The sequence below is a fragment of the Bradyrhizobium sp. LA2.1 genome (genome assembly GCF_040547725.1).
GTDB classification, from domain to species: Bacteria; Pseudomonadota; Alphaproteobacteria; order Rhizobiales; family Xanthobacteraceae; genus Bradyrhizobium; species Bradyrhizobium barranii.
In genome coordinates, this window is sequence record NZ_JBEPQI010000004.1 from 15089 (window position 1) to 39223 (window position 24135).

The 24135-nt window shown below is 64.3% G+C and carries 28 protein-coding genes and 2 tRNA genes; 11 read left to right on the forward strand and 19 right to left on the reverse strand.

What is annotated here, in order from left to right; genetic code table 11:
- The first annotated feature begins 104 nt into the window (after positions 1–104).
- Positions 105–2162, forward strand: coding sequence for an ATP-dependent helicase (locus ABIB95_RS07800; protein WP_354238509.1), 2058 nt, complete (start codon positions 105–107; stop codon positions 2160–2162).
- 62 nt (positions 2163–2224) lie between these two features.
- On the opposite strand, the gene ABIB95_RS07805 is transcribed toward ABIB95_RS07800, so the two are convergent.
- Genes ABIB95_RS07805 through ABIB95_RS07815 form a run of 3 tightly spaced genes read right to left on the reverse strand, consistent with a single transcriptional unit; the run spans position 2225 to position 5343 of the window.
- Positions 2225–3472 carry a metal-dependent hydrolase family protein gene (locus ABIB95_RS07805; protein ID WP_354238511.1) on the reverse strand — a complete coding sequence of 416 codons (1248 nt, stop codon included), beginning with the start codon at positions 3470–3472 and terminating at the stop codon, positions 2225–2227.
- Between the two features lie 12 nt (positions 3473–3484).
- Positions 3485–3988, reverse strand: coding sequence for a GAF domain-containing protein (locus ABIB95_RS07810; protein ID WP_071912729.1), 504 nt, complete (start codon positions 3986–3988; stop codon positions 3485–3487).
- Positions 3985–5343: an MFS transporter gene (locus ABIB95_RS07815; RefSeq protein WP_354238513.1), complete on the reverse strand. Its 1359-nt coding sequence runs from the start codon at positions 5341–5343 to the stop codon at positions 3985–3987. Before ABIB95_RS07815 ends, ABIB95_RS07810 begins: the two co-directional genes overlap by 4 nt.
- Positions 5344–5451: 108 nt before the next feature.
- On the opposite strand from ABIB95_RS07815, the gene ABIB95_RS07820 reads away from it, so the two are divergent.
- Positions 5452–6381 carry a LysR family transcriptional regulator gene (locus ABIB95_RS07820; protein WP_354238515.1) on the forward strand — a complete coding sequence of 310 codons (930 nt, stop codon included), beginning with the start codon at positions 5452–5454 and terminating at the stop codon, positions 6379–6381.
- Positions 6382–6517: 136 nt separating this feature from the next.
- Positions 6518–7549, forward strand: coding sequence for an LLM class flavin-dependent oxidoreductase (locus ABIB95_RS07825; RefSeq protein ID WP_354238517.1), 1032 nt, complete (start codon positions 6518–6520; stop codon positions 7547–7549).
- A 25-nt stretch (positions 7550–7574) separates the two neighbouring features.
- On the opposite strand, the gene ABIB95_RS07830 is transcribed toward ABIB95_RS07825, so the two are convergent.
- The gene (locus tag ABIB95_RS07830) at positions 7575–7817 is read right to left on the reverse strand and encodes a GIY-YIG nuclease family protein (RefSeq protein WP_354238519.1); all 243 of its coding nucleotides are present in this window, start codon (positions 7815–7817) and stop codon (positions 7575–7577) included.
- A 94-nt stretch (positions 7818–7911) separates the two neighbouring features.
- Positions 7912–7997: transfer RNA gene (locus ABIB95_RS07835), tRNA-Tyr, on the reverse strand.
- Positions 7998–8203: 206 nt separating this feature from the next.
- Here ABIB95_RS07835 and rlmB point away from each other — a divergent pair.
- On the forward strand, positions 8204–9034 hold the full coding sequence (rlmB, locus tag ABIB95_RS07840) for a 23S rRNA (guanosine(2251)-2'-O)-methyltransferase RlmB (protein WP_063982538.1): 831 nt from the start codon (positions 8204–8206) through the stop codon (positions 9032–9034).
- A gap of 124 nt (positions 9035–9158) precedes the next feature.
- Here the strand turns inward: rlmB and ABIB95_RS07845 are convergent, their stop codons facing one another.
- On the reverse strand, positions 9159–9695 hold the full coding sequence (locus tag ABIB95_RS07845; protein WP_071912721.1) for a hypothetical protein: 537 nt from the start codon (positions 9693–9695) through the stop codon (positions 9159–9161).
- A gap of 56 nt (positions 9696–9751) precedes the next feature.
- Positions 9752–10237 carry a hypothetical protein gene (locus tag ABIB95_RS07850; RefSeq protein WP_071912719.1) on the reverse strand — a complete coding sequence of 162 codons (486 nt, stop codon included), beginning with the start codon at positions 10235–10237 and terminating at the stop codon, positions 9752–9754.
- Positions 10238–10544: 307 nt separating this feature from the next.
- Between ABIB95_RS07850 and ABIB95_RS07855 the strand changes: the two genes are divergently transcribed.
- Both ABIB95_RS07855 and ABIB95_RS07860 read left to right on the forward strand, forming a co-directional pair.
- Positions 10545–11018 (forward strand): hypothetical protein, encoded by a 474-nt coding sequence (locus ABIB95_RS07855; protein WP_354238521.1) that lies wholly within the window; start codon positions 10545–10547, stop codon positions 11016–11018.
- Positions 11019–11142: 124 nt separating this feature from the next.
- Positions 11143–11283, forward strand: coding sequence for a hypothetical protein (locus ABIB95_RS07860; protein WP_354238523.1), 141 nt, complete (start codon positions 11143–11145; stop codon positions 11281–11283).
- Positions 11284–11392: 109 nt separating this feature from the next.
- On the opposite strand, the gene ABIB95_RS07865 is transcribed toward ABIB95_RS07860, so the two are convergent.
- Positions 11393–11794, reverse strand: a complete 402-nt coding sequence (locus ABIB95_RS07865) for a hypothetical protein (RefSeq protein ID WP_166342337.1) — start codon at positions 11792–11794, stop codon at positions 11393–11395.
- 373 nt (positions 11795–12167) lie between these two features.
- On the opposite strand from ABIB95_RS07865, the gene ABIB95_RS07870 reads away from it, so the two are divergent.
- Positions 12168–12242, forward strand: a tRNA-Thr gene (locus ABIB95_RS07870).
- Between the two features lie 233 nt (positions 12243–12475).
- Here the strand turns inward: ABIB95_RS07870 and ABIB95_RS07875 are convergent.
- The 6 genes from ABIB95_RS07875 to ABIB95_RS07900 all read right to left on the reverse strand — a co-directional run bounded on the left by ABIB95_RS07875 (position 12476) and on the right by ABIB95_RS07900 (position 17588).
- Positions 12476–13105 carry a TerC family protein gene (locus ABIB95_RS07875; RefSeq protein WP_283016899.1) on the reverse strand — a complete coding sequence of 210 codons (630 nt, stop codon included), beginning with the start codon at positions 13103–13105 and terminating at the stop codon, positions 12476–12478.
- Positions 13106–13220: 115 nt separating this feature from the next.
- Positions 13221–13592 (reverse strand): hypothetical protein, encoded by a 372-nt coding sequence (locus ABIB95_RS07880; protein WP_081369447.1) that lies wholly within the window; start codon positions 13590–13592, stop codon positions 13221–13223.
- A 500-nt stretch (positions 13593–14092) separates the two neighbouring features.
- Positions 14093–14365 carry a hypothetical protein gene (locus tag ABIB95_RS07885; RefSeq protein WP_354175147.1) on the reverse strand — a complete coding sequence of 91 codons (273 nt, stop codon included), beginning with the start codon at positions 14363–14365 and terminating at the stop codon, positions 14093–14095.
- Between the two features lie 138 nt (positions 14366–14503).
- On the reverse strand, positions 14504–14917 hold the full coding sequence (locus ABIB95_RS07890) for a GFA family protein (protein ID WP_354239085.1): 414 nt from the start codon (positions 14915–14917) through the stop codon (positions 14504–14506).
- Between the two features lie 20 nt (positions 14918–14937).
- Positions 14938–16770: an outer membrane protein assembly factor BamB family protein gene (locus ABIB95_RS07895; protein WP_085405566.1), complete on the reverse strand. Its 1833-nt coding sequence runs from the start codon at positions 16768–16770 to the stop codon at positions 14938–14940.
- A 104-nt stretch (positions 16771–16874) separates the two neighbouring features.
- Positions 16875–17588 (reverse strand): class I SAM-dependent methyltransferase, encoded by a 714-nt coding sequence (locus ABIB95_RS07900; RefSeq protein WP_085405358.1) that lies wholly within the window; start codon positions 17586–17588, stop codon positions 16875–16877.
- Positions 17589–17675: 87 nt separating this feature from the next.
- On the opposite strand from ABIB95_RS07900, the gene ABIB95_RS07905 reads away from it, so the two are divergent.
- Positions 17676–18437, forward strand: a complete 762-nt coding sequence (locus tag ABIB95_RS07905; protein ID WP_354238526.1) for a dienelactone hydrolase family protein — start codon at positions 17676–17678, stop codon at positions 18435–18437.
- 226 nt (positions 18438–18663) lie between these two features.
- Here ABIB95_RS07905 and ABIB95_RS07910 read toward each other — a convergent pair whose 3' ends face one another.
- Positions 18664–20361 carry a methyl-accepting chemotaxis protein gene (locus ABIB95_RS07910; protein WP_354238528.1) on the reverse strand — a complete coding sequence of 566 codons (1698 nt, stop codon included), beginning with the start codon at positions 20359–20361 and terminating at the stop codon, positions 18664–18666.
- A gap of 245 nt (positions 20362–20606) precedes the next feature.
- Between ABIB95_RS07910 and ABIB95_RS07915 the strand changes: the two genes are divergently transcribed.
- Positions 20607–20798 (forward strand): hypothetical protein, encoded by a 192-nt coding sequence (locus ABIB95_RS07915; RefSeq protein ID WP_028154790.1) that lies wholly within the window; start codon positions 20607–20609, stop codon positions 20796–20798.
- Between the two features lie 3 nt (positions 20799–20801).
- Here ABIB95_RS07915 and ABIB95_RS07920 read toward each other — a convergent pair whose 3' ends face one another.
- Positions 20802–20966, reverse strand: coding sequence for a hypothetical protein (locus ABIB95_RS07920; protein WP_354125850.1), 165 nt, complete (start codon positions 20964–20966; stop codon positions 20802–20804).
- Positions 20967–21068: 102 nt separating this feature from the next.
- On the opposite strand from ABIB95_RS07920, the gene ABIB95_RS07925 reads away from it, so the two are divergent.
- Positions 21069–21458 (forward strand): hypothetical protein, encoded by a 390-nt coding sequence (locus ABIB95_RS07925; protein ID WP_354238531.1) that lies wholly within the window; start codon positions 21069–21071, stop codon positions 21456–21458.
- A gap of 296 nt (positions 21459–21754) precedes the next feature.
- A complete protein-coding gene (locus tag ABIB95_RS07930; protein ID WP_014494365.1) occupies positions 21755–22009 on the forward strand; it encodes a hypothetical protein in 255 nt (84 codons plus the stop codon).
- A gap of 33 nt (positions 22010–22042) precedes the next feature.
- Here ABIB95_RS07930 and ABIB95_RS07935 read toward each other — a convergent pair whose 3' ends face one another.
- The 3 genes from ABIB95_RS07935 to ABIB95_RS07945 all read right to left on the reverse strand — a co-directional run bounded on the left by ABIB95_RS07935 (position 22043) and on the right by ABIB95_RS07945 (position 23964).
- Positions 22043–22285: a DUF6719 family protein gene (locus ABIB95_RS07935; RefSeq protein ID WP_038935984.1), complete on the reverse strand. Its 243-nt coding sequence runs from the start codon at positions 22283–22285 to the stop codon at positions 22043–22045.
- A 249-nt stretch (positions 22286–22534) separates the two neighbouring features.
- On the reverse strand, positions 22535–23242 hold the full coding sequence (locus ABIB95_RS07940) for an outer membrane protein (protein ID WP_166092332.1): 708 nt from the start codon (positions 23240–23242) through the stop codon (positions 22535–22537).
- A gap of 287 nt (positions 23243–23529) precedes the next feature.
- The gene (locus ABIB95_RS07945; protein WP_187388016.1) at positions 23530–23964 is read right to left on the reverse strand and encodes a hypothetical protein; all 435 of its coding nucleotides are present in this window, start codon (positions 23962–23964) and stop codon (positions 23530–23532) included.
- Positions 23965–24135 lie beyond the last annotated feature (171 nt).

A 24135-nucleotide genomic window follows, 5' to 3' on the forward strand; every position in this document is an offset into this window, starting at 1 on the left:
GAACTTCGGGCCGTGTTGTCCCTAGGTCTTAACATTGGTTCCGTCCAGCCGCATTGCGATTCGCGCCGGGATCGCCGACTCTCACCCTTTCACCGGGGCGATTCGTGGCGACATATCTGGACACGCTCAATGCGGAGCAGCGCCGCGCCGTGGAGCATGGCGTCGCCGACGGCGCGACCGTGGGCGCCCCCCTGCTCGTCATCGCCGGCGCGGGCTCCGGCAAGACCAATACGCTCGCCCATCGCGTCGCGCACCTGATCGTCGCAGGCGCCGATCCACGCCGCATCCTCCTGATGACGTTCTCCCGCCGCGCCGCGGCCGAGATGGCCGGCCGGGTTGAGCGCATCGCCCGAAAGGTGCTGGGCGAGAACAATGCCGCGATCATGCGCGACGCCCTCACCTGGGCCGGCACGTTCCATGGCATCGGCGCGCGCCTCCTGCGCGAATATGCCGAGCGGATCGGCGTCGATCCAGCCTTCACCATCCACGACCGCGAGGATTCCGCCGACCTGATGAATCTGGTCCGGCACGAGCGCGGCCTGTCGAAGACCGAGAGCCGCTTTCCCGCCAAGAGCACCTGCCTGTCGATCTACTCGCGCTGCGTCAATGCCGAGATGGAGATCGAAAAAGTGCTCGGCCAGCACTATCCCTGGTGCGCCGGCTGGGCCGCCGAGCTGAAGGGCCTGTTCGCGGCCTATGTCGAGGCCAAGCAGACCCAGCACGTGCTGGATTACGACGACCTCCTGCTCTACTGGTCGCAGATGATGAGCGATGCGCTGATCGCCGAAGAGATCGGCGGCCGCTTCGATCACGTGCTGGTCGACGAATATCAGGACACCAACCGGCTGCAATCCTCGATCCTGCTGGCGCTGAAGCTGGATGGACGCGGGCTAACCGTGGTCGGCGACGACGCGCAGTCGATCTATTCGTTCCGCGCCGCCACTGTTCGCAACATCCTGGATTTTCCGCAAAGCTTCTCCCCTCGCGCCGAGATGATCACGCTCGACCGCAACTATCGCTCGACGCAACCCGTGCTGGCGGCGGCCAACGGCGTCATCGGGCTTGCGCGCGAACGCTTCACCAAGAACCTGTGGACCGACCGCACCTCGTCGCAGAAGCCGCAGCTCGTCACCGTCCACGACGAGGCCGACCAGGCGCGCTACATCGTCGAGGAGGTGCTGGCCAACCGCGAGCAAGGCGCGCTGCTCAAGCACCAGGCAGTGCTGTTCCGGACGTCCTCGCATTCCGGTCCGCTGGAGATCGAGCTGACCCGCCGCAACATCCCCTTCGTCAAGTTCGGCGGACTGAAATTTCTCGATGCCGCGCATGTCAAGGACGTGCTGGCGCTGCTGCGCTTTGCCGAAAATCCGCGCGACCGCGTCGCCGGTTTCCGCATCCTGCACCTGTTGCCCGGCGTCGGCCCTGCCACCGCGCAGCGCGTGCTCGACCAGATGGCGGAGAGCACCGACCCGCTTGCCGCGCTCGGCCAGCTTGCGGTGCCGCCACGCACCGGCGCCGAGTGGACCGACTTCGTCCGCACGGTCGGAAATCTGCGTTACTCGGAATGGCCCGCCGATCTCGAGCGCGTGCGGCTCTGGTATGAGCCGCATCTCGATCGCATCCACGAGGATTCCGAGACGCGCCGCGCCGATCTCATGCAGCTCGAGCAGATCGCGAGCGGCTACGCTTCGCGCGAAAAATTCCTAACCGAGCTCACGCTCGACCCGCCGGATGCGACCAGCGACAAATCAGGTCCTCCGCTGCGCGACGAGGACTATCTGATCCTCTCCACCATCCATTCGGCCAAGGGCCAGGAATGGAAGTCGGTGTTCGTGCTCAACGTCGTCGACGGCTGCATGCCGTCGGATCTCGGCGCCGGCACCTCGGCCGAGCTCGAGGAGGAGCGCCGCCTGCTCTATGTCGCGATGACGCGCGCCAAGGACGATCTCCACCTCGTCGTGCCGCAGCGCTTCTTCGTGAACGGACAGGCCGCCAAGGGCGACCGCCACGTCTACGCCTCGCGCACCCGCTTCATCCCGGAATCCCTCGTCTATCTGTTCGAGCGCACCGCCTGGCCGAAGGCGGCTTCGGCTGCGGCCCGCGCGGCGGCGCAGGGCCCGAAGATCGATATCGGGGCGCGGATGCGGGGGATGTGGCGGTAGCGCAGGCTTGTTTAGACGTGTTTTCCTAACGCGAACCGGTATCCTCTTCGCTCGAAAACGCTTTAGGCGTTCAGCCGGTCGAACTGGACCTTGCCTGCCTTCATCACCATCGGGATGTGCTCGCCCTGGCCGAGCAGGCAGGCCACATCGCGCAGCGGGTTGCCGTCGACCACGAGCAGGTCCGCAATAGCGTCGGGCGCGATCCGACCGAGCTTGCCCTCCATGCCGAGCACTTCGGCGCCGATCAAAGTCGCGCTGGCGATGACGGAGCGCGCTCCCAGAATTTCGGCGCGAATGCGGAATTCGTCGCTCTGGAGGCGTTGAGAAGCTCCAAGCAGATCGCTGCCAAATCCCATCTTTACCCCGGCGTCGCGATAGATCGCGAGCGAACGCAGACCGGCGTCGCGGACATCGGCGATCTTGGCCACGCTCTCGGGCGGCAGGCCGTATTGGGCGCCCTCGTTGGCCAAGGCCTCGTAAGTGACGAGGGTCGGCACCACATAGGCGCCCTTTTCGGCCATCAGGCGCGCGGTCGGAGGATCGACCAGATTGCCATGCTCGATGGTGCGCACGCCGCAGCGAACCGCGCGTTCGATGGCGGCAGCGGTGTAGGCGTGGGCGAGCACGTAGGTCTGGCGCCCGCGCGCCTCCTCGACGATGGCGCGGATCTCGTCCTCGGAGTAGCCGAAGGCGCCGACCGGATCGGTCGGTGAAGCGACGCCGCCGGACGCCATGATCTTGATCTGGTCGGCGCCCATCTGGAGCTCCTCGCGTGCCGCCCTGCGCACGCCATCGACACCGTCGGCAACGCGCGCCAGCGCGCCGACCCGCACGCAGCAGGGACATGGCGCGTCGCTCGCGAGGTAATCCGAGCGGGCCCGCATGTCGCCATGGCCGCCGGTCTGGCTGAGCGCGCGGCCGGAGACGAACAGCCGTGGGCCGTCGGTCAGGCCGGTCTCGATCGCCTGCTTCAGCGCATGGCCGGCGCCGCCGGCGTCGCGGACGCTGGTAAAGCCACGCCGCAGCATGCCGCGTAGCAGCAGCGTCGAGCGCAGCGTCACCAGCACGTTCGGCATGTGCACCTGCTGCGCCAGGTTGAGCTCAACGGCGATGGCATGCACATGCAGGTCGATCAGGCCGGGCATCAGCGTCCTGCCCTTGAGATCGATGGTGCGATCGGCGGTGGCCTGGATCGGCCGGTCCGAGACCTCCTTGATCAGGCTGTCTTCGACCAGCACATCATGGCCTGCCAGCAATTCCGCCTGGAGCGGATCGAGCAGCGCGGCGTTCTTGAAGAGGATGCTGGACATCGCGGAATCCTGTCAGAAGTCGGCCGGCGCAAGCAGCGCCGGCAAGGTGAGCTGGGCAAAGGGAAGGCACGCGGCGATATCGTCCTCGCCATACCAGCCCGCCTCGTGAAGCAGATTGAGCGAGCCGAGCGTACGGCCGCGCCAGCGCACGGGCATGTTGAGCACGCTCGCGCAGCCGAGCGAGGCGATCAACTCGTGGTCGGAGAACACCTTGCGCAGATCGTCCCGCGTTCGGCCGATATAGGCCTCGCCGCGGTCGAGCACGGCCTCGGTCCACGGGCCCGGCGCGAGGCGCTTGCGTCCGCCGGTCGGATACGGACCGGGAAGATTGGAATAGACCCGCGCCGCTTCGCCGCTGTCCCCGTCGTAGGTCAGGATCGTGAACAGCTTGTGCCCGATCGCCGACTTCACGGCTTCGTCGAGTGCCGCGAATAGTGCATCCGGCTGATCCGCCCTGCTCTGCGCCGCCGCGACGGCGCAGAGCCAGGGATCAGCGGTAACTTTCGTCCGCGTCATGCAACTTCACCCGCCGCGATCTCTTCCAGCGAGCGGCCGCGCGTCGGCACGCCCATCAGCACGACGGTGACTGCCCCGAGCAGCAGCACAGTGGTGGTGACCCCGAATACGCCGGCGAAGCCGAAATTCGGATAGAGATAGCCGACCAGGATCGGCGAGACGATCGCGCCGATGCGACCGATTGCGGAGGCGAGCCCGGCACCCGTGGTCCTGACCGGCGTCGGGAATACTTCGGCGGTATAGGCATAGACGCCCGCATAGGTGCCGTTCATGAACAGGGACAGGAAGATCCCCGCCGCCATGATCTGCTGGTCGCTTTGCGCGAAGGCGAGCCCGAGTGCGCTGGCGCCGCCGAACACCATGTAGGACGCGATCGTCGCCTGCCGGCCGATGCGCTCGTTGAAATACGCGGCGCTGAAATAGCCGGGGATCTGCGCACAATAGATCGCGATCGAATAGGCGAAGCTCTTGGTGATGCTCATCCCGTTCTGGACGAGCAGGCCGGGGATCCAGACGAAGAAGGAATAATAGCTGAAGGTGATCGCCAGCCACATGATCCAGGTCATGATGGTGATGCGCGCCTGGCGGCCGGCGAGCAGCGCCGCGAAATTGGCAAGCAGCGTTCCGGTGGCTCCCGCGGGCGCCGTCGCTTCGACGACGGGCTGCGGCAGGACATGGCCCGCGCGCGCAAAGCCTGCCTCGATCCCGTCGAGGACGGCTTCGGCTTCCTTCTCCCGTCCCCGGCTTTCGAGCCAGCGCGGCGATTCCGGCAGCGCCCGGCGCCACCACAGCAGCATGACGACCGGCACCGCTGTGATCACCAGCACGATGCGCCAGCCGTTCTCGTAGGCGGGAACGATGAAGTAGCCGAGCAAGGCTGCGGCGACGAAGCCGAAGGAGAAGAAGCCGGCGAGTGCGCCGGTAAAGCTGCCGCGATAACGCCGCGCGACGAACTCCGCGAGATAGGGCGCGATGATCGCGCTCTCCGCGCCGGTCCCCATGCCGGCGACAACGCGGGCAGCAAAGAAGGACGGCCAGGTATCGACCATCGCGCTCACGATCGATGCTGCGCAGTAAAGCGCCAGCGCCGACATCATCACCGCGCGGCGCCCGATCAGGTCACCGAGCGTACCGGCGAACAACGCGCCGAACAGGAAGCCGATATAGGTGCTGCTGCCGAGCACGCCGATCTGGACGCTCGACAGATTCCACGCCGTGCGCAGCACCGGCAGGATGAAGGCCAGCACGGCAGCGTCCATCGCGTCGAATGCGTAGCCGAGCCCGCCCATCAACAGCAGATGCGTGTGGAAACGCGCGAATGGAAGGCGCTCGACGCGCGCCGAGATCATCGACATGAAAGTCCCCCTCTGTCTGGCGGCCCGGCACTCCGCTCATCCCTTGGAGGAACCATAGACAAAGAGATATTATCGTCATAATTTATAATTATGATCTAGTACATCACTGTGGTGAATGTTCTGTCGTTCCGATCGCTCGACCTCAACCTGTTGAAAGTCTTCGAGGCCCTGATGACCGAAGGCAGCGTCACGCGCGCCGCAAATGCGCTTCTGATGACGCAGCCGGCGGTCAGCAACGCGCTCGCGCGCCTGCGCGACGCGCTCGGCGATCCCCTGTTCGTCAGGTCCGGCACCGGCATCCGCCCGACCCAGCGCGCCGTGGTGCTGTGGGAGCCGATCGGCGAGGCGCTGGAACGCGTTCGCGGCGCGCTCGACGAGCAGGTGTTCGATCCGCGCCGCGCGCAGACCGAGTTCAGCCTGTCCATGTCGGACTACGTCGCCTCGCTGGTGATGCCGAACCTGCTGAACCATTTCGGCAGGTTCGCGCCCAAGGCGCGCGTCCATACCGTACCCAACACCATTCTGGAGATCGCCGACCAGCTCGAGGACAACAGGGTCGATTGCGTGCTGAGCGTCTATGTCAACGAGGCGCAACAGCCGGCCGCCATTCGCTCGCGCTCGCTGTGGACCGTCGACTACGCTTGCTTCATGCGGCGCGGCCATCCGCTCGCCGCGATGAAGCGGCTGAGCACGCGCAGCTTCCTCAATGCGGGGCACGTGGACGTGAGCCTCGCCGGCAAGACCTTGCCGTCCTACGATCTTTTCCTCGCCTCGCGCGGGCTGTCGCGCAACCTGGTCGCGACCGTCAATCATTACAGCGCCGCCTACGAGGTCGTGCGCCAGTCCGACCTGATCGCCGTGCTGCCGAGCGATCTGCGCTCGCAATCCCGGCACGCGCCGTTCCTGCACGCCATGCCGATTCCGCTCAAGGCGCCACCGCGCATCGTCAGCCTGTTCTGGCACCAGCGCAACGACACCGTACCGGCGCAACGCTGGCTGCGCGAGACCCTGGTCGAGACGTTCGCCAAGTCCGACTGAGCCGGCGGGGCGATGAAAAACCGGAAACTCAGCCTTTCCCGGAGCAGCATTGTCGAAGCGGCCTCCGCGCCCTAGCTGCACAGCAAACAATTTCCCACATGCGGGCGCCGCTCGCGCCCCCACAGAGACCTGATCGATGACCGCACCGCTCGAATTCGGACTGGATACCTTTGGCGACGTCACCAAGGACGGCACAGGCAAGACGCTCGCGCACGCGCAGGTGATCCGCAACGTCGTCGACGAAGCCGTGCTGGCCGACGAGCTCGGCCTCGACTTCATCGGCCTCGGCGAGCACCACCGTGCCGATTTTGCGATCTCCTCGCCCGAGACCGTGCTGGCCGCGATCGCGTCGCGCACCAGGCGCATCCATCTCGGCTCGGCCGTGACGGTGCTGAGCTCGGACGATCCGATCCGCGTGTTCCAGCGCTTTGCCACGCTCGATGCGCTCTCCAACGGCCGGGCCGAGGTCATCCTCGGCCGCGGCTCCTTCACCGAGTCCTTTCCGCTGTTCGGCTTCGACCTGCGCGCTTACGAGGCGCTGTTCGAGGAGAAGCTCGACCTGTTCACGGCACTCTTGTCGCAGCAGCCGGTGACCTGGGAAGGCAAGCTGCGTCCGCCGCTGAAAGATCAACTGGTCTATCCGCCGGTCGAGAGCGGCCGGCTTAAGACCTGGATCGGCGTCGGCGGCAGCCCGCAATCGGTGGTGCGCGCCGCGCATTACGACCTGCCCCTGATGCTCGCGATCATCGGCGGCGATCCCGCGCGCTTTGCGCCTTACGTCGATCTCTATCACCGCGCCTTCAAGGAGTTCGGCCGCCCCGCACAGCCGATCGGCGTGCACTCGCCCGGTTACGTCGCCGAGACGGACGAACAGGCGCGCGAAGAGCTGTGGCCCGACTACAAGGCGATGCGCGACCGGATCGGCAAGGAGCGCGGCTGGCCGCCGATGGGCCGCGACGAGTTCGTCAATGAGGCCGAGCACGGCTCGCTCTATGTCGGCTCGCCGGAAACCGTCGCGCGCAAGATCGCCAAGACCGCAAAGGCGCTTGGCATTTCGCGCTTCCAGCTGAAGTATTCGGCGGGGCCTTTGCCGCACGAGAAGCTGATGAAGAGCATCGAGCTTTACGGGGGGAAAGTGGTGCCGCTGGTCAGGGAGATGATGGGGTGAGGCGATAGTCCGTTTTCACTTTCGCTCACCAGAATCTCTTCTTTGCGAAGGCGTGGCCCGAACCCGACTTCAAATAACGTTCGAAGGCTCTCGCCTTCTCGATATCTGAGAAGGCCACATAGGTAACCAGCCTCCAAGGCATGTATTTGGAGGTCTGCGGAGACTTGCCCGCGTTATGATCCGCTAGCCGCTTTTTGAGGTTCGCCGTCAGGCCAATATAGCGCTGACCGCCGAAAGCGTCGCTCTCCAGAAGATAGACATAGTGCATGGGGCCGCCCTCCTTCGCTAAGGCTTCGGAGGGCATCCTGCTTCGCGCAGTTGAAGGCTGTAAATCCTGCGAAGCGCGTCAGCGCGAAGCAGGATGGTGGGGGAGGCAGGACTCGAACCTGCGAAGCCATGAGGCGGCTGATTTACAGTCAGCTCCCTTTGCCACTCGGGACACTCCCCCGCTCGACGGCAGCACAATCGGGCCGGACCTTGCCGGCGACCGAAGACGGCCATGGAACGTGAAGGCCGCGACAGCCCGGATGGGGGCGCGACCGGGCGCGTTTATGGGCGATGCGGTGGGGCAAAGTCAACCGAGGCGAACAGCTAAAATCGCCCCCGAAGCCACCCAAATTGCCATATTCCGGGACCCGTGACACAAGCGAGCCCATGAAGGATCGAAAATTTACCCCAAGGGGCCCCCGCGGCGGGGCTAAGCCCTTCAACAGGCCCGGAAAATCAGCCGGCCGGCCGGCTTGGCGCGACCGCGATTCGCAGTCCGACGGACCGGTCATCCTCTATGGCTGGCACACCGTGACCATGGCGCTGGCCAACCCTCAGCGGCAGATCCGCAAGCTGACGCTGACCGAGAACGCCGCAAAGCGGCTTGCGGACGAGAACATCGCGACCCGCGTCACGCCCGAGATCGTCCGGCCCCAGGAGATCGACCGCCTGCTGTCGCCCGACGCCGTGCACCAGGGCCTGCTGGCCGAGGCCGACGCCCTGCCCTCGCCCGACATCGAGACCCTAGACCAGGAAGGCATGGTGCTGGTGCTCGACCAGATCACCGATCCGCACAATGTCGGCGCCATCCTGCGCTCCGCAGCAGCGTTCGCGGTGAAGGCGATCGTCACCACGGCGCGCCACAGCCCCGAAGCAACCGGCGTGCTGGCCAAGGCCGCCTCCGGCGCTCTCGAGCTGGTGCCAATGGTGACCGTGCAGAACCTCGCCCGAGCGCTGACCGCGTTGAATGAACGCGGCTTCCAGACCGTTGGGCTGGACAGCGAAGGCAGCGAGGACCTCTCGAACGTCACGCTGCGCGAGCCGCTCGCGCTGGTGCTTGGTGCCGAAGGCAAGGGCCTGCGGCAATTGACCCGCGAGACATGCAGCGTCGTGGCGCGGCTCGACATGCCCGGCGAGATCAAGAGCCTCAACGTCTCCAACGCCGCCGTGCTCTCGCTCTATGTCGGCGCGAGCCGCCTCGGGCTGATGAAGCGCTAGAGCGTTTTCGAGCGACGTGGATACCGGTTCGCGTCAAGAAAACGCGTCAAACTAAGAATCCAAAAAACAAAACGCCCGTCCGCATCACGCGGGCGGGCGTTTCTCAATTCAACCGATCAAACGATCAGTAATAGCGGCGCAGCACGCGGTGGCCGCCGTAATAGTACGGCGCGGCGCGACGGGCGTAGCCGTAGCGGGGACCGTAGCCGTAATGCACGCGCGGCAGATAGCCGTAGCGCGGGCCATAGCCGTAGCGATACGGACGGTAGTACGGGCGCTGATAGGGATAGGCGGCCGGGGCTTCGACCGCGGCGGCACGATAGCCATAGCCGTTGCCGTAGCCATAACCACGGCCGTAGCCGTAGTTGGCGGGCGCGACGACTGCGTCCTCACGATAGGTCGGGTACGGCGCGAATGCGCCCGGTCCGGTGTAGGTCGGCCCCTGGTTGACGTAGTAATACTGCGTGGCCGGCTCGGCGAGGTGCTCAAAGCCCCATCCGCCATAACCCGGGCCATAGCCCCAGCTACCGCAACCCGTGTTGCAGCCGCTATAGACCGGCGCAACCGGTGCGCACGTGCTGAAGCCGCAAGCCGCGGCGGGCGCGGTGGCGACGAACATCACGGCAGCCGCCGCAACCAGTCCCGAAATCATCTGACGCATTACTCTCTCCTGTTGATTTTCGTATCTTGGATTTTTTCTTGAATTTTTGACGTTTCTTAAGTTGGCGGCCTTCCGGGCGCCTGTGCATGCGGCCGCGGCCGAGGACGCCGCGGACGGTCGTTGATCTCAGGCGCAAAGATCACCGGCGGCGGATTGACGGGCACGTCCATCTGCGGCGGCAGCGGCGCCGATTGCACACCCCAGCTCTGGTGATAGCTCTCGGCGGGCCTGGGCAATTTGCGGTTCGCGGGCGGCTCGACCTCGAGCCGGCCGTAGCCGGGCCGCAAGCCCATGGTCGGATAATAATGGCCGACGTCCTCGGGCTGCCGCTCGGCGATGTAGCGCCCGCCATAGATGGTCGGCTGCACCTGGACGTTCTTGCCGAGACCCCAGACACCCTCGACCACGCTGTAGGACGCGTCGATGTTGTCGATGATGATGGGCACGCCCGGGCGGCCAGGAACGACGATATCGAAGCCGCCGCCGGCAAACGCCGTCGCGGGCAATCCGATCAGAAAGGCGGCGAGCGCGAGAGCGCGCATGGAAGGATCCCGGTTTATCCGACGCTCAACCTATCCGATCGCCACGCGGAGAGGGTTAAGGCCCGCTCACCAATTTCCGGTAAGCCTAACGTGCAAGGGTCGATAGCGGCTCAAATGCCGCAAGCTGCGCTAGCGAAGCGTTAACGGGACACAAACCCGCCGCACATGCTGGATCGCACGAAGTTGCGTGACACAAACCGCACATCCTCCGCGGGCTCACGTCGATGTGACCCCACGTGCGAGAATCCGCGGAACGACTGCCGGATGGCGCGCTTAGCACAGGTCTCAACAACATGGAGCAAATGCCATGACGAGCCTGAAGCTTCTTGGCTTGGCCGCGATCGTCGCGTCCACGCTGGCAACACCGGCCTTCGCGCAAACCACAGTCGACAATTCGGGCCGCTGTACGGGGCTCTTCCAGGATCCCAATTGCCAGAATCTCGCCCCCGGCAATCCCACCACCGATCGCGCCTATCGGCGCCGGCACATGGCCCGCGGCCACCTGAATCCGGATGACGAAACTCGATCGGGCTTCTGGCCGGTCGACACCGCAGGCGCCGTTGCTGGTGCCGCCGTCGGCACCGCAGCAGCCGTTGCATCCGCGCCGTTCCGCGGCTGGGACAATTCCTACGCCTATGACACTTCCGGTGGATATGCCGGCGGCCGTAGCGAAATGGGCTGGTACGGCAATTGGGATACTTACGCAGCCCGCAACGGCATCGTTTGCCGGCCCGGGACCTGGTACAAGGGAGCGGACGGCCTCCAGCACATCTGCCAGTAACACGGCACAAGTCGGGTGAAGAGGATCAGGCGGCCCCCTACGGGCCGCCTGTTTCATAGCGGCGAAACGCACCTCTGGAAGCATGGAATGCCGAAAAGTTCACTTCGCGGATATGAGGTGACACATGAAACGACTGCCCGGCACCGCCGCCATCGGCAGCGCCGCTATCATCGGGTCGTGGAACGGCGACAAGGCTGCGATGGCCAAGTGGTGCGCTGGCGCTCCCAATACGCTGCGCATGATCGAAGAGGGTATGAAGCCATGAAGTTTGCCCTCACCTCCGTCACCCTTCGCGCTCTGCCCTGCAATGCGCAGGCGCAGACGATGGAGGAAAACGGTCGCTAATGCTTTAGCGCGGCGCGTTCGCTATCATCTTAGCGACCCTTTCCCTTCATGATCTCGTCTATCATCATGAGCGTATCTTTATACGCTTGATCCATCACCGGGCGGCAAGTGCCCTCGAACTGATCACGCAACACTTTGATGTTGTCGCACTTGCGCGACATCTCGTTTGTCATCTTGTCGTTGGCGACCGTAGCCAAGGCTCCAACCGCTTCTTTGGAAACGCCAGCCTGCGCACCTATGCGAATGCTGCGACCGTGCAACACGCCTGCTGCAGTCTTGAGTTTGCCGAGCAAAGGGTCGCTTGGGTCTTTTTGCTCACGACAGACGGCATCAATAGTCGCGTAATTCGCGCAGCTGATTGCATCGTCTAGAGGCGCCGCGCGAGCGTCGGCGGCTGCGAGCACCGCGGCGATGGCGAGAAAGCGTTTCATGTCTCGTCCTCACTCCAAAGGGACGTATTTGGTTCCGAGACCGCGCAAGGCTTTGACAGCTTTGGAGCACCATTCGTTGTGTCAGCTTTAGTCTTCCAAGAATCGGTTGACGGTTGCGTCGACGATCATCCGCTCTTTTGGTCTGACATCCTTCGCCCGTACGTCCTTGAAACGGGGCAGTCTGGTTTCACAAAGCGATTTCCGGCTCTACACATTTTCTGCCAGGCGGCGGTGCGGACAAGAGCGCAAGCCAGTCAGACTAGACCTACACCCCGACTGCGGCTATATCGACGCAAACGCTGCCCGACCGTGCACCCCAACGTGCCGAGCGGACAAGTTTCTTCTCGTTAACTGCTTATAATTGTTTGGTTTTGCCGGCTTAGCTCAGCGGTAGAGCAGCGGTTTTGTAAACCGAAGGTCGGGGGTTCAATCCCCTCAGCCGGCACCAGCGCTTAGCTTGTTTTATTTCGATGTCCCTCAACCGGGCGCGGCGCTTGTACCCTTAGTTGTTTTCATTCTCGGGGCTGGCTTTGCTCTAACCTAATTTTTTTGACCGGCGTCGATAGACTTTGGACAGGGCCGCCCCACAAAGGCGGCCCTTTCTTCTGCGGGCTTCACACCCCATCTGCAGCCTATGCGTACTGCGTTCGAATTCTGCCTGACGACTTAGGATACAGCATCTCATATCGACGCAACGTTGATGACATCCAACGTCCCGCGAAAGACCATGTCACCCGCCACATAAAGGATGACGGCTAGACCGACGTAAGCAATCCATCGATAAGTTTGCAGAAGGCGCGCAATGAACGAAGCGGCCACGCCCATCATCGCGATGGACAGCCCCAGGCCGAAAATCAAGATCATCGGATGCTCGCGTGCTGCCCCAGCCACGGCCAGAACGTTGTCGAGAGACATGGAAACGTCGGCCACGACAATCTGCCAACTCGCTTGAACGAGTGTTTTGCGAGCTTTGCCGCCTGCAATTGCTCCAGCGGCGTCCATCGCACCTGTTGGCCCTGTGGAGGATGTGCGCAACTCTCGCCACATTTTCCAGCATACCCACAACAACAGGATCCCGCCGGCGAGCAAGAGGCCGACGATCTGGAGGATTTGCGTCGCCAACCCGGCGAGTAAGACGCGCAGTATCGTCGCGGCAACAATACCGATCAAAATCGCCTTGCCTCGTTGCGCCTCAGGAAGTCCGGCTGAAGCAAGACCGATGACGATGGCGTTATCGCCAGCGAGCACCAGATCGATCAGAACGATCTGCAAGAATACGCTAAGGACATCTGTATCGTAATAATCAGGCACAGGTCATGTCCCCGCCGCAGGGGAATGGGCAGCTGCAAGCGAGATCGCATACGTCTATCGGATCGGTTGACCGATACCTGCCACCAAGAAACGGGGGTCCTAACGCCGCCGGTTATCAGGGGCTAGCGCTATCGCCTAGAGCCGCGTCCGAATGTAGTCTGACCGGTTGCTCGAAAAGAAGTGCCACTTGATCTGGTTCGCCAAGAATCGCTGCGGCACAACCCAACATGGTCAATGCCCCGGCAACATCCCATAGCGTTACATTTTCTAATGTCGCATTTCCCGACTTTGCCCAAGCCAAGACCGCAGTGATCATCGCGTCTGAGAAAAATAGAATACTGAGCGCTGGTAAGACGAGCTGGGAATCCAGCAGGAGTATCATCAAGAATGCAGGAGCTGCGACCAGTATGCTCAACACCGCGCATGTGCAAAATGCCTGCCGCCAAGAAGCATTCCTGTTTGTCCAACTTGCACGAGAAAGGATCATTTGATCCTCCTGCATAGGAGCATTTTTGAACGCCCCTCACCTGCTGAACTACTCTGGTCTAGCCGATCGTTTTCCGACGTCTCCCCATCAATGTTTTGTCCTATGCCGCTGACTCTCAATTAGCGTAAGAATGCCAGCGGTCACCACGGCAATAACGACGACGGCTGCCAGCGCCTCGACAGAGGCCAAGGTCCCGTACCACTTGTTCCAAAGCTCAATCATGTGCTGGCCTCTCGCGAGAGCGCACCCACGATCGACAGGATCTGCTCTCCAAGAAGAACGAACTGGGCGATCAAAAAAGCAATGCTACTCATCGTCGCGCGGTTTTTCACCGCGCGGCAAGGTGACTTATGTGGCAAGCCTAAGCTGAGCTTCATTGCGGAACCGGAACTAAGAACCTAGCGTTCCCACAGCTCAATATCAGCGCGCGGATAGCCACGAACCACAGCCCCACGAGCGCGAGCACGGCGCCGATGACCTAGCTCCGCATGAGTCCCTCCCTATTTGCAGTAACTATGCGCGAGCGCGATCAACAGCCGGCCATGGCCGCGGCTTCGCGCAAGCTTCTCGGCCGCAGCCTCATTGCCGCCAGCCTCGGCCAGCAGGACCCGCGCGCCGGCACAGAACGCCGGCAGATCCGCGCACTGGAAGCCGGCGCCCATGGCGACGTAACGCGCGCCGCCGAAACAGGCGTATGGATCGAGATCGGCGGCATGCGCCGGCGCGGCCGACAATGCGACCCCGAAGGCGGCCGCGAGCGTGAGCCGCTTCAACCGAGCACCACAAACAGCAGTGCCGCAGTGAACGGGAACGCACACCACATGCACAGCGCTGTGGTCAGGCTTCGTAGATCGCCTTGAAGGTCGGGGGTTCAATCCCCTCAGCCGGCACCAGCGCTTGAGGCGGAAACCTCAGCTTGCATTCTTCGGCGCACTGCTTTGCTGAAAGTGCTCCGCACCATTGATTTCGACCCAGCCATGTTTCGACTGCTCGAAAACCGATTTTAGCGGAGCCGGGAAATTCGGGTCCGCCATCGCGCCGACGGCGACGCCGATCATCCCTGGCAGATTGTCCGCCTTCCAATAGACCGTCGAACCGCAATGGGTGCAAAAATAGCTGCGGACCTTGCCGCCGCTCGCGGCCTTGCGAACGTATTCGCTTGGGGTCCCCGAGCTCGTGACGGCCTCAGCCGCGTAGAAGGCACCGACGCCGAAGGGCGCACCGGTTCGGCGCTGGCAGTCCATGCAGTGACAAGCAACGACCGCGCGGGATGGCCCCGCGAGCGACAATGCAACGGCGCCACAACTGCATCGGGCATCGATCATCGCGCCTCCGAACGTCGCGCTCACTCCGTCCCCACCTCGAACGCCAGCAGCACGTTGCCGGCGACGCCGCTCCATTGGCCGTAGCCGGAATTGGTGTAGAGCATGCCGCCGGCGATGACCGGTCCGGGACCGTCGATCGCGCCGCCATGGGCGGGGACGCCGTTGACGGCCTTGTAATCCTGCGCGGTATCGAACTCCCAGAGCAGCTTGCCGTCGCTGGCATAGGCCCGCAGGAAGCCGCTGACGCCGCCGGAGAACACGACGCCGGGGATCAGGCTCACCGCCGCCGAAAGCGCGGGGCTGCATTGGAGACGATCGCCACAGGCGACAGGAGGCACCTCCATCACGACTGTCCCGCTGGCGAGATCGAGGCCGAACAGGCCGCCGCCTTGCGTGGAGTCGAGACGTCTGGTGCCGTCACGCAGGAAACGCACGTCGGAGTTAGCGACATAGATGCGATCCTGATCGGCGGCCGAGCCCCATTCGCTGCCGCCAAGCGCACCGCCCTTCCCGATCCGCGTCTGCCACAGGATCTTGCCGCCGTCGTCGGGATCGAGCCCGTGCACGACGCCGGATTTCTGTGCGATGGCAAGAACGCGCCTGCCGTCGCGCAGGGTTACCAGGATCGGCGACTGGCCGAAATCGTGGTCGGGTCCGTGATCCTCGGGACAATTGGTCTTGTCCACGCCGTAGCATGCCACGACATAAGCGTCCTTCGGCGTGGCCTGCTGGCTCCAGAGCAGCTTTCCCGTCGCAAGATCGAAGGCGAGAATCGCGTCACTCGTCGCGGATGGCGGATTCGAATAGGAATTGCTGGTCGCGACATAGATCGCGCCGCGCTTCACATCGATCGTCGGCGCCGACCAGATCGCGGCACCGGACGGGCCGAACAGCTGCACGCCCTTCGCGTTCTTGTCGGTCGGATGCGGCACTTCGGGGATCGTATAGGCTTGCCAGACCGGCTTGCCGGTCGCGGCCTCCAGCGCCACCACGCTGCCGCGGAAGGTGCAGCATTCGTAAGAGGCTTGCGAGCCGGCGGCCTCCTCAAGCGAGGACACCGGCACGTAGAGAACGCCGGAATGCAGCACCGGCGCGCCGGTAATGCGCGCGGCCGGATGCTCCTCGACCTTCGTCTTCCAGATCAGCGCACCCGTCAGCGCGTTCACGGCATAGGCGTTGGCACGCAAATCGCCGAAGAAGATCGCGAACTGATCGGAGCCGGGAAGCGGCGCGACCGTGATCGCGGCGCGCACCGCCGCATCGATCGCGAACGTCCACAGCGTGCAGCCGGTTCGCGCGTCGAGCGCATGTACCTTGCGGTCGGTGCCGCCGATGAACAGCAGGCCGCCCATGATCGTCGGCGGCGCAAAGGACACCGAGGCGCCGGGAAACGCGTAGGCCCATTTCAGCCGCAGGCGCGGCACCTGCGCCGCGGTCAGCCCCGCCATGTCGGCCGGCTGGAAGCGGCTGTTGTTGAGATCGACGCCCCACCCGTTCCAGCGTGGACCGTCGAGCGGTTGCGGAAAGCCGCTGATCTGCTGCGTGCAGCGGCCCTGCGCGTCGGATGCGCTGTTGATTGCGGCCTTGCCGGTGACGAAAGCAGCAATCGCGCGACGCTCGTCGTCGCTACGCTCCTTCGCCATCGCGGCCATGCTGCCGGAGGTCAGCGTCCCCAGCACGTGATCGAACGACATCGCCTGCATGGCGCCGCGCGCGGGCGCGCGGTTCTGGGCATCGCCGGCATCGTGACATTGCGCGCAGTGGGTGGCGTAGAGCGCGGCGCCGTCCTGCTGCGCCAGTGCCGGCGTGGAGCACCAGATCAACAGAGCCGCTACGGCAAAACTCGGCCTCATGGCGTTCTCCGGCATCGTCGACACGCGACCCAAAGATCGCGTCACACAACCTGAAGTGTATCGCCAGTGCGGTCACGGACGCAATGGAGTTCCGCCTGCGTCCGTCACATCGCTGTGGCCGTGCGGATACGATCGGGCAGTTCATCCAGACGCCATAGGGCAAGGCTCTTGTCGCGCCAGCCGCCGCCGCCCTCCTCGCAACGCTCGTTGATCAGCGCGCGCGGCGCGGGCCAGTTGAATGGTGCCTTCTCCATGTTCAGCGCGCGCCAATCGCCATCCGCGCAATCGCGATTTGCATCCCATTCGGGAAATGTCGTGACCAGCAGGAAGCCCGCGCCGCTCTGGGCAAAGCGGGCAACGGCGCGGGCGATGTTGTCGAAGCTCAAATGAACCAGGCAGTCCCGGCACAGGATGACATCCGCGCGCGGCAGCGCGTCGCGCGTGACGTCGGCAACGAGAAACCGGCCAGACCAATCGCCGCCGGCCACACGCCGGCGATTGGTCTCGATCAGCGACGGCACGATGTCGATGCCGGTGTAGTCGAGGTCGAGCTTGATGCGGCCGATCCAGCCGGCATCGCCGCAGGGCGCATCGAGCAGCGAGCTCGCGCCGAGCCGTTGCAGCAGGGGAGGAAGCTCCTCCCGGATCGCAGCGGTCGCCGGGTCCTCCGAGCCGAGGCCCGAGACGGATGTGGCCGCGCCCCACAGGTTGGTCTGCTCGATCCGCTCGAACCGCGCGGCGAGATCGAGGCCGTCAAAGTTCTCGCGGTCCGCAACGAAGCGCTCATGGGCGAGCACGGGTGGACGATTGGTGATCATCGGGCGGGACTCGCGTCAAGATTCCGTCGCAAGCACACTATACAGCCGACGCGTCGCCTCCGAAATCTCCCTGGCGCGAGTTCGCTGATGATTACCCGACGAACGGCCATGACCGGCATCGCCGCGCTGCTGACGTCTATCCCTGCACACGGTGCACCAGGCGAACAGTTCAGCGTCACCTCCGGCAATGACAGCCTGCCCGTATCGCGTTACGCGGCGACGGTGGCCGGGAAGCGCCCTGCCGTGATCGTGCTGCACGGGTCCCGCGGCATCGAGCTTAGGCTCCGCGCCTACGAGCGATATGCCGATGCGCTGTCCGCCAAGGGCATCGACGTCTATTTTCTCCGCTATATGACACCGGCCGATACGGCCGCGCTGACGCCGAAGTCCAGCACGCATGAGAGCCGCGATGCCTATGACACGACGCGGTTCGACGATTGGGCCAACACGGTCTCCGCCACCGTGACGGCCATCCTGGGCCGGTCCGACAGTTCCGGGCGCATCGGCCTGCTCGGCTTCTCGCTGGGCGGCTACGTCGCCGCCGACACCGCCGCGCGGGACACGCGTATCACCGCGCTCGCGGTGCTCTATGGCGGCATGCCCGACGCTATGGCCGCCAAGGTCAAGCACCTGCCGCCCCTGATCGCATTGCATGGCGAGGCGGACAGGAACGTGCCGGTCGCGAAGGGACGGCAACTGGTCGAGCTCGGCAAGTCGGTCGGCGCCGAGGCCGAATTCGTGCCCTATCCAGGCAAAGCCCACGGCTTTGATTTCTCCGACACCGACCCGATGACATCCGATGCGATCGATCGCGTCACACGGTTCTTCCAGCCAAGGCTCGCCGCCTGATCGAGGCGGGTCACGAAGATGGCTCCTGACCGCAGATTGGACCGAAGTTCAACATGAGGTAGCATGCAGGCCGCATGCGCTCGACTACCAGCAAAGAGAAGGCCAAAATCGTTGCCGGCGCCGTGACGGCCGTCGTCATGACGGCCATGCTGTTGGTGTTCGCGCTCGGCCTCTTGCTTCCGCATTAGGCGCGGTGAGCGCGGCGGACGAGTGCCGCCGCACACACTTACGCCGCGCGCACGGTCCGCAAGAATTTTCCGACTTCGTCCTTCAGCCGGTTGCTGTCGGTCGCCAGCATCTTGGCGGTCGAAAGCACCTGCGAGGACGCCGAGCCGGTCTCGGCCGCGCCGCGCTGCACGTCGGTGATGTTGGTGGAGACCTGCTGGGTGCCGTGAGCGGCCTGCTGTACGTTGCGCGAGATCTCCTGGGTCGCGGCGCCCTGCTCCTCGACGGCCGCGGCAATGGTGGACGACACCTCCGACAGCCGCTCGATCGTCGCGGAGATGTCGCGGATCGCGTTGACGGATTCCTGGGTCGCGGTCTGGATGCCGGAAATCTGCTGGCTGATCTCGCCGGTCGCCTTCGCGGTCTGCTCGGCCAGCGTCTTCACCTCGGAGGCGACGACCGCGAAGCCGCGGCCAGCCTCGCCGGCACGTGCCGCCTCGATCGTGGCGTTCAGCGCGAGCAGGTTGGTCTGGCCGGCAATGGTGTTGATCAGCTCGACGACATCGCCGATCCGCGTCGCCGCGATCGAGAGCTCGCTGACCCGCTCGGTCGTGGTGCGCGCCTGGGTGACGGCCTCGCCCGCCATCCGCGCGGATTCCTGCACCTGCCGGCTGATCTCGTTGACCGAGGACGACAGCTCCTCCGTGGCGGTCGCGACCGACTGCACGTTGCCGGTGGCTTCACCCGAAGCGACCGCGACCACCGAGGTCAGCTCCTGCGCGCGCTGCGCGGTGGTGGCTAGCGTCGAGGACGACGCTTCGAGCTCGGTGGACGCCGAGCCCACCGTCTCGATGATCTCGCCGACCGCGCGTTCGAAGCCGTCGGCCAGGTTGACCATGTCACGGCGGCGCTGCTCGGCAGCCTGCTTCTCGATCTCGAGCTGCGCAGCCTTGAGACGTTCGACCTCGAGCGCGTTGGTCTTGAAGACTTCGACGGTCCTGGCCATGTCGCCGATCTCGTCGCTCCGGTCCTTCTCGGGCACCTCGGTCTTGAGATCGTTGCGGGCGAGACCCTCCATGGCGAGCTTGAGCCGGGCGATCGGCCGGGACATCGCATTGAGGCCGATGAACAGCGCGATCGCGATGCCGACGATCAGGCCGCCGGCGCTGACTCCGATCACGGTCCAGGTCGCGGACCTGGCGTCGCGGTTGATGGCTTCCTTGCGATTGCTGACCGCCTGTGCGGACTCGGTCACGAACTGGACGATGCGTGCGAGGCCCGCGTCCAGCACCGGATCGCACTCCTTGTGCGCACGTTCGGCGGCCTTGGCATTCTCCTCCACGCTGCTTGCCTGCGCGCCGGCCTGCAGTACCGGATCGCAGCTGACGAACGCGGCCTTCAGCTGGTCCCCGATGCTCTTGACCTGGCTGGCGCGCGACGGGTCGTCCTGCACGGCCGCATCGAGGTACTGACTGATTTCGGTGCGGTTCTGGTTCGCGATCTTGAGACGGCCAGCGTTGCCCGCCTCCGTCGCCTCGGTGAAGACCGCATAGAGCGCGGCATGATAGGTCTCGGCGCGGCGCTGGGCCCGCGTCAGGTTGAGCGCCGAGGATTGCGCGGCGGAGAGTTCGGCAAATCCGTCGACGGTCGCCGAAAGTTCACGCGCGGCGAAGCCGGCGACGGCAAGCATCGCGCATCCCATCACCGCCACGATCAGTGCGACCTTCCACACGATTTTCAGATTGTTCAAAAAGCTCATAACAGCCGCCCCAATGCTTCTGCCGACGCATAATCCCAGCAACGGGCATTGGAACCGGCGGACGTTAAGATTTGATGCCAAATCCCCCGAGTAGTCTTACGGAAAAATAACTATTCGGGGGGTCGACGTAAGCCTCGTGTAAGCTTCTGCCTGTTTTGGGGGCGTGATCCGGACATGACCGGCCGGAACCTGTCGACGGCGTCAGTCGTTGTCGGCCCATGCGGATCAAGGAAGAAAACCGAAACATGTTTCTGCTGGCGACGGTGACGCTGTGCTGTGTCGCGGTGGCCGGCACCGTTGCGCTGTTCGAGCTGGCACCAGGGCCGGCTCCAGCAACGCAGGTCGCCGAACGCGCGGCGATCGATGTTACGGCTCCGACGCCAGTCCGGGTGGTGGGAGCGCCGTTCGAGCCCAACATCAACCCGCGCGAGCGATAGCGCTCACGTCGGCGATGCCTCCGTGCCCGCCTCGGGCCGGCCTTGGGCTCGCGCCAACTCCTCCACGAACGCGATCACCTCCGCCCGCTTGTCGGGCGGAAGCGCCAAGAACGCACGGACGAGCCTCAGGCCCTGCGCTTCGTCCGACTGGTCCAAATTGACGTCCATTCCCCACTGTCAGGCGGGCGGGAAAAATATGCAATCCCCAGCCGAACACCTCCTTGATTCGGCCGGCCAGCTTTGCTGGAATAGCTCCAACAGAGGTGGACCATGAAGTGGATCAGCGAGCGCGACGCACTGATCGCGCAGACAATGGCCTTCGTCCAATCGGTGACCGGCAAGAAGGGTGACTTCCATCCGCCGGAGAGACCGACGGCTGCACCGGACGTGCCGGTGGAGACCGTCACCGTCGAGACCGTGGCGGTCGAGACATTGGCGGTCGAGATCAAGCCGCCGCCAGTCCCGCTCGCCCCGCCCGTCATGATCCCGCCAGCACGGACAAGCGGCGATTTCCGCTCCGAGATGCAGGCCCGCATCGCCAATTTCCGCAAGCATCAGGAGCGATTCGAGCGGGAGCGGGAGGAGTATTGCGCGGCGACCCTGACCAGGCTCCGCGCGGCCATTCGCGACCCCTCCCTCCGTCCGCCAGCCGAAAACTAAGGCCGACGGTCGATCAGACACCTACAGCCAGGACCAAACCAACCAGAGATTGGCCGCACAGGCGCTGAGCAATCCCAGCGTCAGTGGCAGCAGCATGTGCCCGCAGCAGGTCTTGAGGTCGGTCGTCATGGCCGAAAACATCTGCTGATTCCAGCAAATGAGTCCCAGGGATTCTTTTTTTTGGGATTCAGGACTCGTTAAAGACTCAGGGCCCGGCGCTTCGATCACGCCCCCGTGATCGCCCCGGAACCCCTTGCCCCGTGAAGCCGTTAACGCGCTTTCCGGGAGCGGGAAGAATGCCCTACGCCCTGTTCTGCAACGACGCCCAAATCAGCAAGGCCTATCCCAGCGAGGCCGACGTCTGGCAGCTCGCGCAGCAAAGCGGCCTCGTCGTGGATGTCAGCACCGACGACCAGCGCCACGGGCCGCGCCGGGTCCTGGACAATGATTACGAGATCAAGCCCTGCCGGGCCGCCCAGGGCGAGGACCCCGCCAGGAACAAGGCCGAGGCCGAACAGCAGTCGAGGATGGAGCTTGCGCTGAATTCCTGAGGTTAGACCCAGGGTATCTCAGGAAGGGATCTCTCAGGGGGTCGCGGTCGCCAGCGAGGCCTGCTCGCCCGCCAGCACCACGCAGGCCTTGCGACGGTGCAGCCCGCGGATCGCGCCCGTTACCTTCAGCACCTTACCGGATGGGCAGGAAGCGTCCTTGACGAAGGCCACCTCATAGGGTGCCAGCATCAGAGGCTCGGATTTGAGGATTGTCTGTGCAGCGCACGGCAGGGAGATGAAGCACGAGAGCACTACTGCCGACACAAAGATACGCATGTCCGTCGTCCCACCAGCCCGGTAATTCTCATATAACGCCTTCCGGAGCGCGAGTTCCGTAGGCGGCAAAAATTATTTTTGCTTTACGCCAGTCCCATGACGCGCGTGAGAACGCGCGCCCCAGACCATTTGCTTGCAAATGACGCGCCAGATGGTTCACGCAAAGCAAACAACAGGCAGGCAAACGGGCCTGGCAAACGAAAGGCCGGCGTGAGCCGGCCCTTGTCAGGTCGTGGTCGCTGTTGAGCGTCAGTAGCGCGAGGCTGCCGGCCCGCCCCAGCCGAAGCGGTAGTTCACACCGACCTTGACGGTATGCTCGTCCTCCCGGCCCCGGACGCCGACGACGTCGGCCGGACCGGAGGTGAAGGTCGTGCTGCCAAAGTTGTAATACTGGTACTCGGCCTTGGCCGACCAGCTCGGTGCGAACATGTATTCGAGGCCGGCACCGACAGTATAGCCGTCCTTGTTGTTGCCAGTGGCGGTGAAGGGCTGCGCCACGCCGGCGACATTGACGCCGAGGCCGCCATTACGCCAGGCGTAACCGCCCTTGGCATAGACCAGCGCCGGTCCCCAGGTGTAGCCGATGCGGCCGGTCACCGACCCGAGCTGGTCGGTGTTGGACGTCACCTGCGTCCCCAGCGGGAACGTGACACCGTTGTTGTTGGTCGGCAGCCAGGAATATTGGGCTTCGATACCCACCACCCAATTGGGCGCGAACTGGTAGTCGAAGCCGCCCTGCACGCCGCCCAGGAAACGGGCGTCGCTCGACTGGAAGCTGCTGTCACCGGCGAACGCGCCGCCGACATGGCCGCCGATGTAGAAACCGGTCCAGTTGTAGATCACCTGCGGCGGCGTATAGGCGGGCGCCTTGGTATAGGTGCGCGGCTGCATGTCGGCCGCGGCGGCCGGTGCAACCAGCGCCAGCAGAGCAACGGCGCCCAGCAGAATCGTCTTCATGATCATCCCCGTTCTTTCAAATTCGACACTCAGGAAACAACGTGGCGTGAATTAGGTTGCTTCGCGGCGATGCCGGAACGTTGATCGTCTGTCACTGTGACGGGGTGGCAACAACGCGATTTTGTTCCGTCACACCTGCTTGCCCCGACTGTTTTCGTCGTCTGCGCAAGGCGGGCTGTAACGATCTGTCGCAAGGCAAACCAGCCCCGTTCAAAGCTCGCCAAATTGTGATCCAGCGGCTCCGGCGGCCCCTGTCCTAGCACCTGCCGATGAAGGCCGGCTTTGCGCTACCGCGCCATCTTTTCCAGTTCCGGAAAGGGTGCGTAAACCGCACCGGCGCAGAGCTCGCCGGCGCGATCGACGATGCGGTCGCCCCGCCCGTTGACGAAGACGGCGGCCCGTTCGCGCATGCCCTTGTAGCTGCCGTCGGTCTCGCGTGGCGTGAAGTGCAGGCAGGCGACGTAGAACTGCCGTCCGCCGATCTCGCGCAGCACCGGATCGGCCATGGTGGCCTCGCGCACGCCGACGGGATTGTTGAGGTAAGCGCGCATCAAGGCCAGCGTGTCACTGCGAAAATTGTCGGGAAACGGCTGCGGCCCTCCCGCCTGGGTCCCCTCCATCAGGGATGGACGATCACCGTCGCTGCCGAAACATGCCGCGAGCGCCAGCGGCAAGACCAGAACCAACGCCAAGATCACCGCACGCTTCGCCAATCGCCCCACAGGCCACGCTCTCCGCTCGATCAGACTCGGAGGATGTTCTAGCTCCAAGGTTGCACGAAGGGAATTCGGTCCTGCTCGTATGCTGCGCAAATAACGCACCGCCCCGCCGCCGGCGCCTGCGCTTTCGCGCTGACGCCGAGACGACGGGCCGGGCCTGAATTCCGCACGCGG

Bases quoted from the DNA above. Each gene is read 5' to 3' on its own strand.
- ABIB95_RS07805 (WP_354238511.1), bottom strand. From the start codon at position 3,472: ATGTCCAGCATCCTCTTCAAGAACGCCGCGCTGCTCGATCCGCTCCAG.
- ABIB95_RS07810 (WP_071912729.1), bottom strand. From the start codon at position 3,988: ATGACGCGGACGAAAGTTACCGCTGATCCCTGGCTCTGCGCCGTCGCG.
- ABIB95_RS07815 (WP_354238513.1), bottom strand. From the start codon at position 5,343: ATGTCGATGATCTCGGCGCGCGTCGAGCGCCTTCCATTCGCGCGTTTC.
- ABIB95_RS07825 (WP_354238517.1), top strand. From the start codon at position 6,518: ATGACCGCACCGCTCGAATTCGGACTGGATACCTTTGGCGACGTCACC.
- ABIB95_RS07830 (WP_354238519.1), bottom strand. From the start codon at position 7,817: ATGCACTATGTCTATCTTCTGGAGAGCGACGCTTTCGGCGGTCAGCGC.
- rlmB (WP_063982538.1), top strand. From the start codon at position 8,204: ATGAAGGATCGAAAATTTACCCCAAGGGGCCCCCGCGGCGGGGCTAAG.
- ABIB95_RS07845 (WP_071912721.1), bottom strand. From the start codon at position 9,695: ATGCGTCAGATGATTTCGGGACTGGTTGCGGCGGCTGCCGTGATGTTC.
- ABIB95_RS07850 (WP_071912719.1), bottom strand. From the start codon at position 10,237: ATGCGCGCTCTCGCGCTCGCCGCCTTTCTGATCGGATTGCCCGCGACG.
- ABIB95_RS07855 (WP_354238521.1), top strand. From the start codon at position 10,545: ATGACGAGCCTGAAGCTTCTTGGCTTGGCCGCGATCGTCGCGTCCACG.
- ABIB95_RS07860 (WP_354238523.1), top strand. From the start codon at position 11,143: ATGAAACGACTGCCCGGCACCGCCGCCATCGGCAGCGCCGCTATCATC.
- ABIB95_RS07865 (WP_166342337.1), bottom strand. From the start codon at position 11,794: ATGAAACGCTTTCTCGCCATCGCCGCGGTGCTCGCAGCCGCCGACGCT.
- ABIB95_RS07880 (WP_081369447.1), bottom strand. From the start codon at position 13,592: ATGATCCTTTCTCGTGCAAGTTGGACAAACAGGAATGCTTCTTGGCGG.
- ABIB95_RS07890 (WP_354239085.1), bottom strand. From the start codon at position 14,917: ATGATCGATGCCCGATGCAGTTGTGGCGCCGTTGCATTGTCGCTCGCG.
- ABIB95_RS07895 (WP_085405566.1), bottom strand. From the start codon at position 16,770: ATGAGGCCGAGTTTTGCCGTAGCGGCTCTGTTGATCTGGTGCTCCACG.
- ABIB95_RS07900 (WP_085405358.1), bottom strand. From the start codon at position 17,588: ATGATCACCAATCGTCCACCCGTGCTCGCCCATGAGCGCTTCGTTGCG.
- ABIB95_RS07905 (WP_354238526.1), top strand. From the start codon at position 17,676: ATGATTACCCGACGAACGGCCATGACCGGCATCGCCGCGCTGCTGACG.
- ABIB95_RS07910 (WP_354238528.1), bottom strand. From the start codon at position 20,361: ATGAGCTTTTTGAACAATCTGAAAATCGTGTGGAAGGTCGCACTGATC.
- ABIB95_RS07915 (WP_028154790.1), top strand. From the start codon at position 20,607: ATGTTTCTGCTGGCGACGGTGACGCTGTGCTGTGTCGCGGTGGCCGGC.
- ABIB95_RS07920 (WP_354125850.1), bottom strand. From the start codon at position 20,966: ATGGACGTCAATTTGGACCAGTCGGACGAAGCGCAGGGCCTGAGGCTC.
- ABIB95_RS07925 (WP_354238531.1), top strand. From the start codon at position 21,069: ATGAAGTGGATCAGCGAGCGCGACGCACTGATCGCGCAGACAATGGCC.
- ABIB95_RS07930 (WP_014494365.1), top strand. From the start codon at position 21,755: ATGCCCTACGCCCTGTTCTGCAACGACGCCCAAATCAGCAAGGCCTAT.
- ABIB95_RS07935 (WP_038935984.1), bottom strand. From the start codon at position 22,285: ATGCGTATCTTTGTGTCGGCAGTAGTGCTCTCGTGCTTCATCTCCCTG.
- ABIB95_RS07940 (WP_166092332.1), bottom strand. From the start codon at position 23,242: ATGAAGACGATTCTGCTGGGCGCCGTTGCTCTGCTGGCGCTGGTTGCA.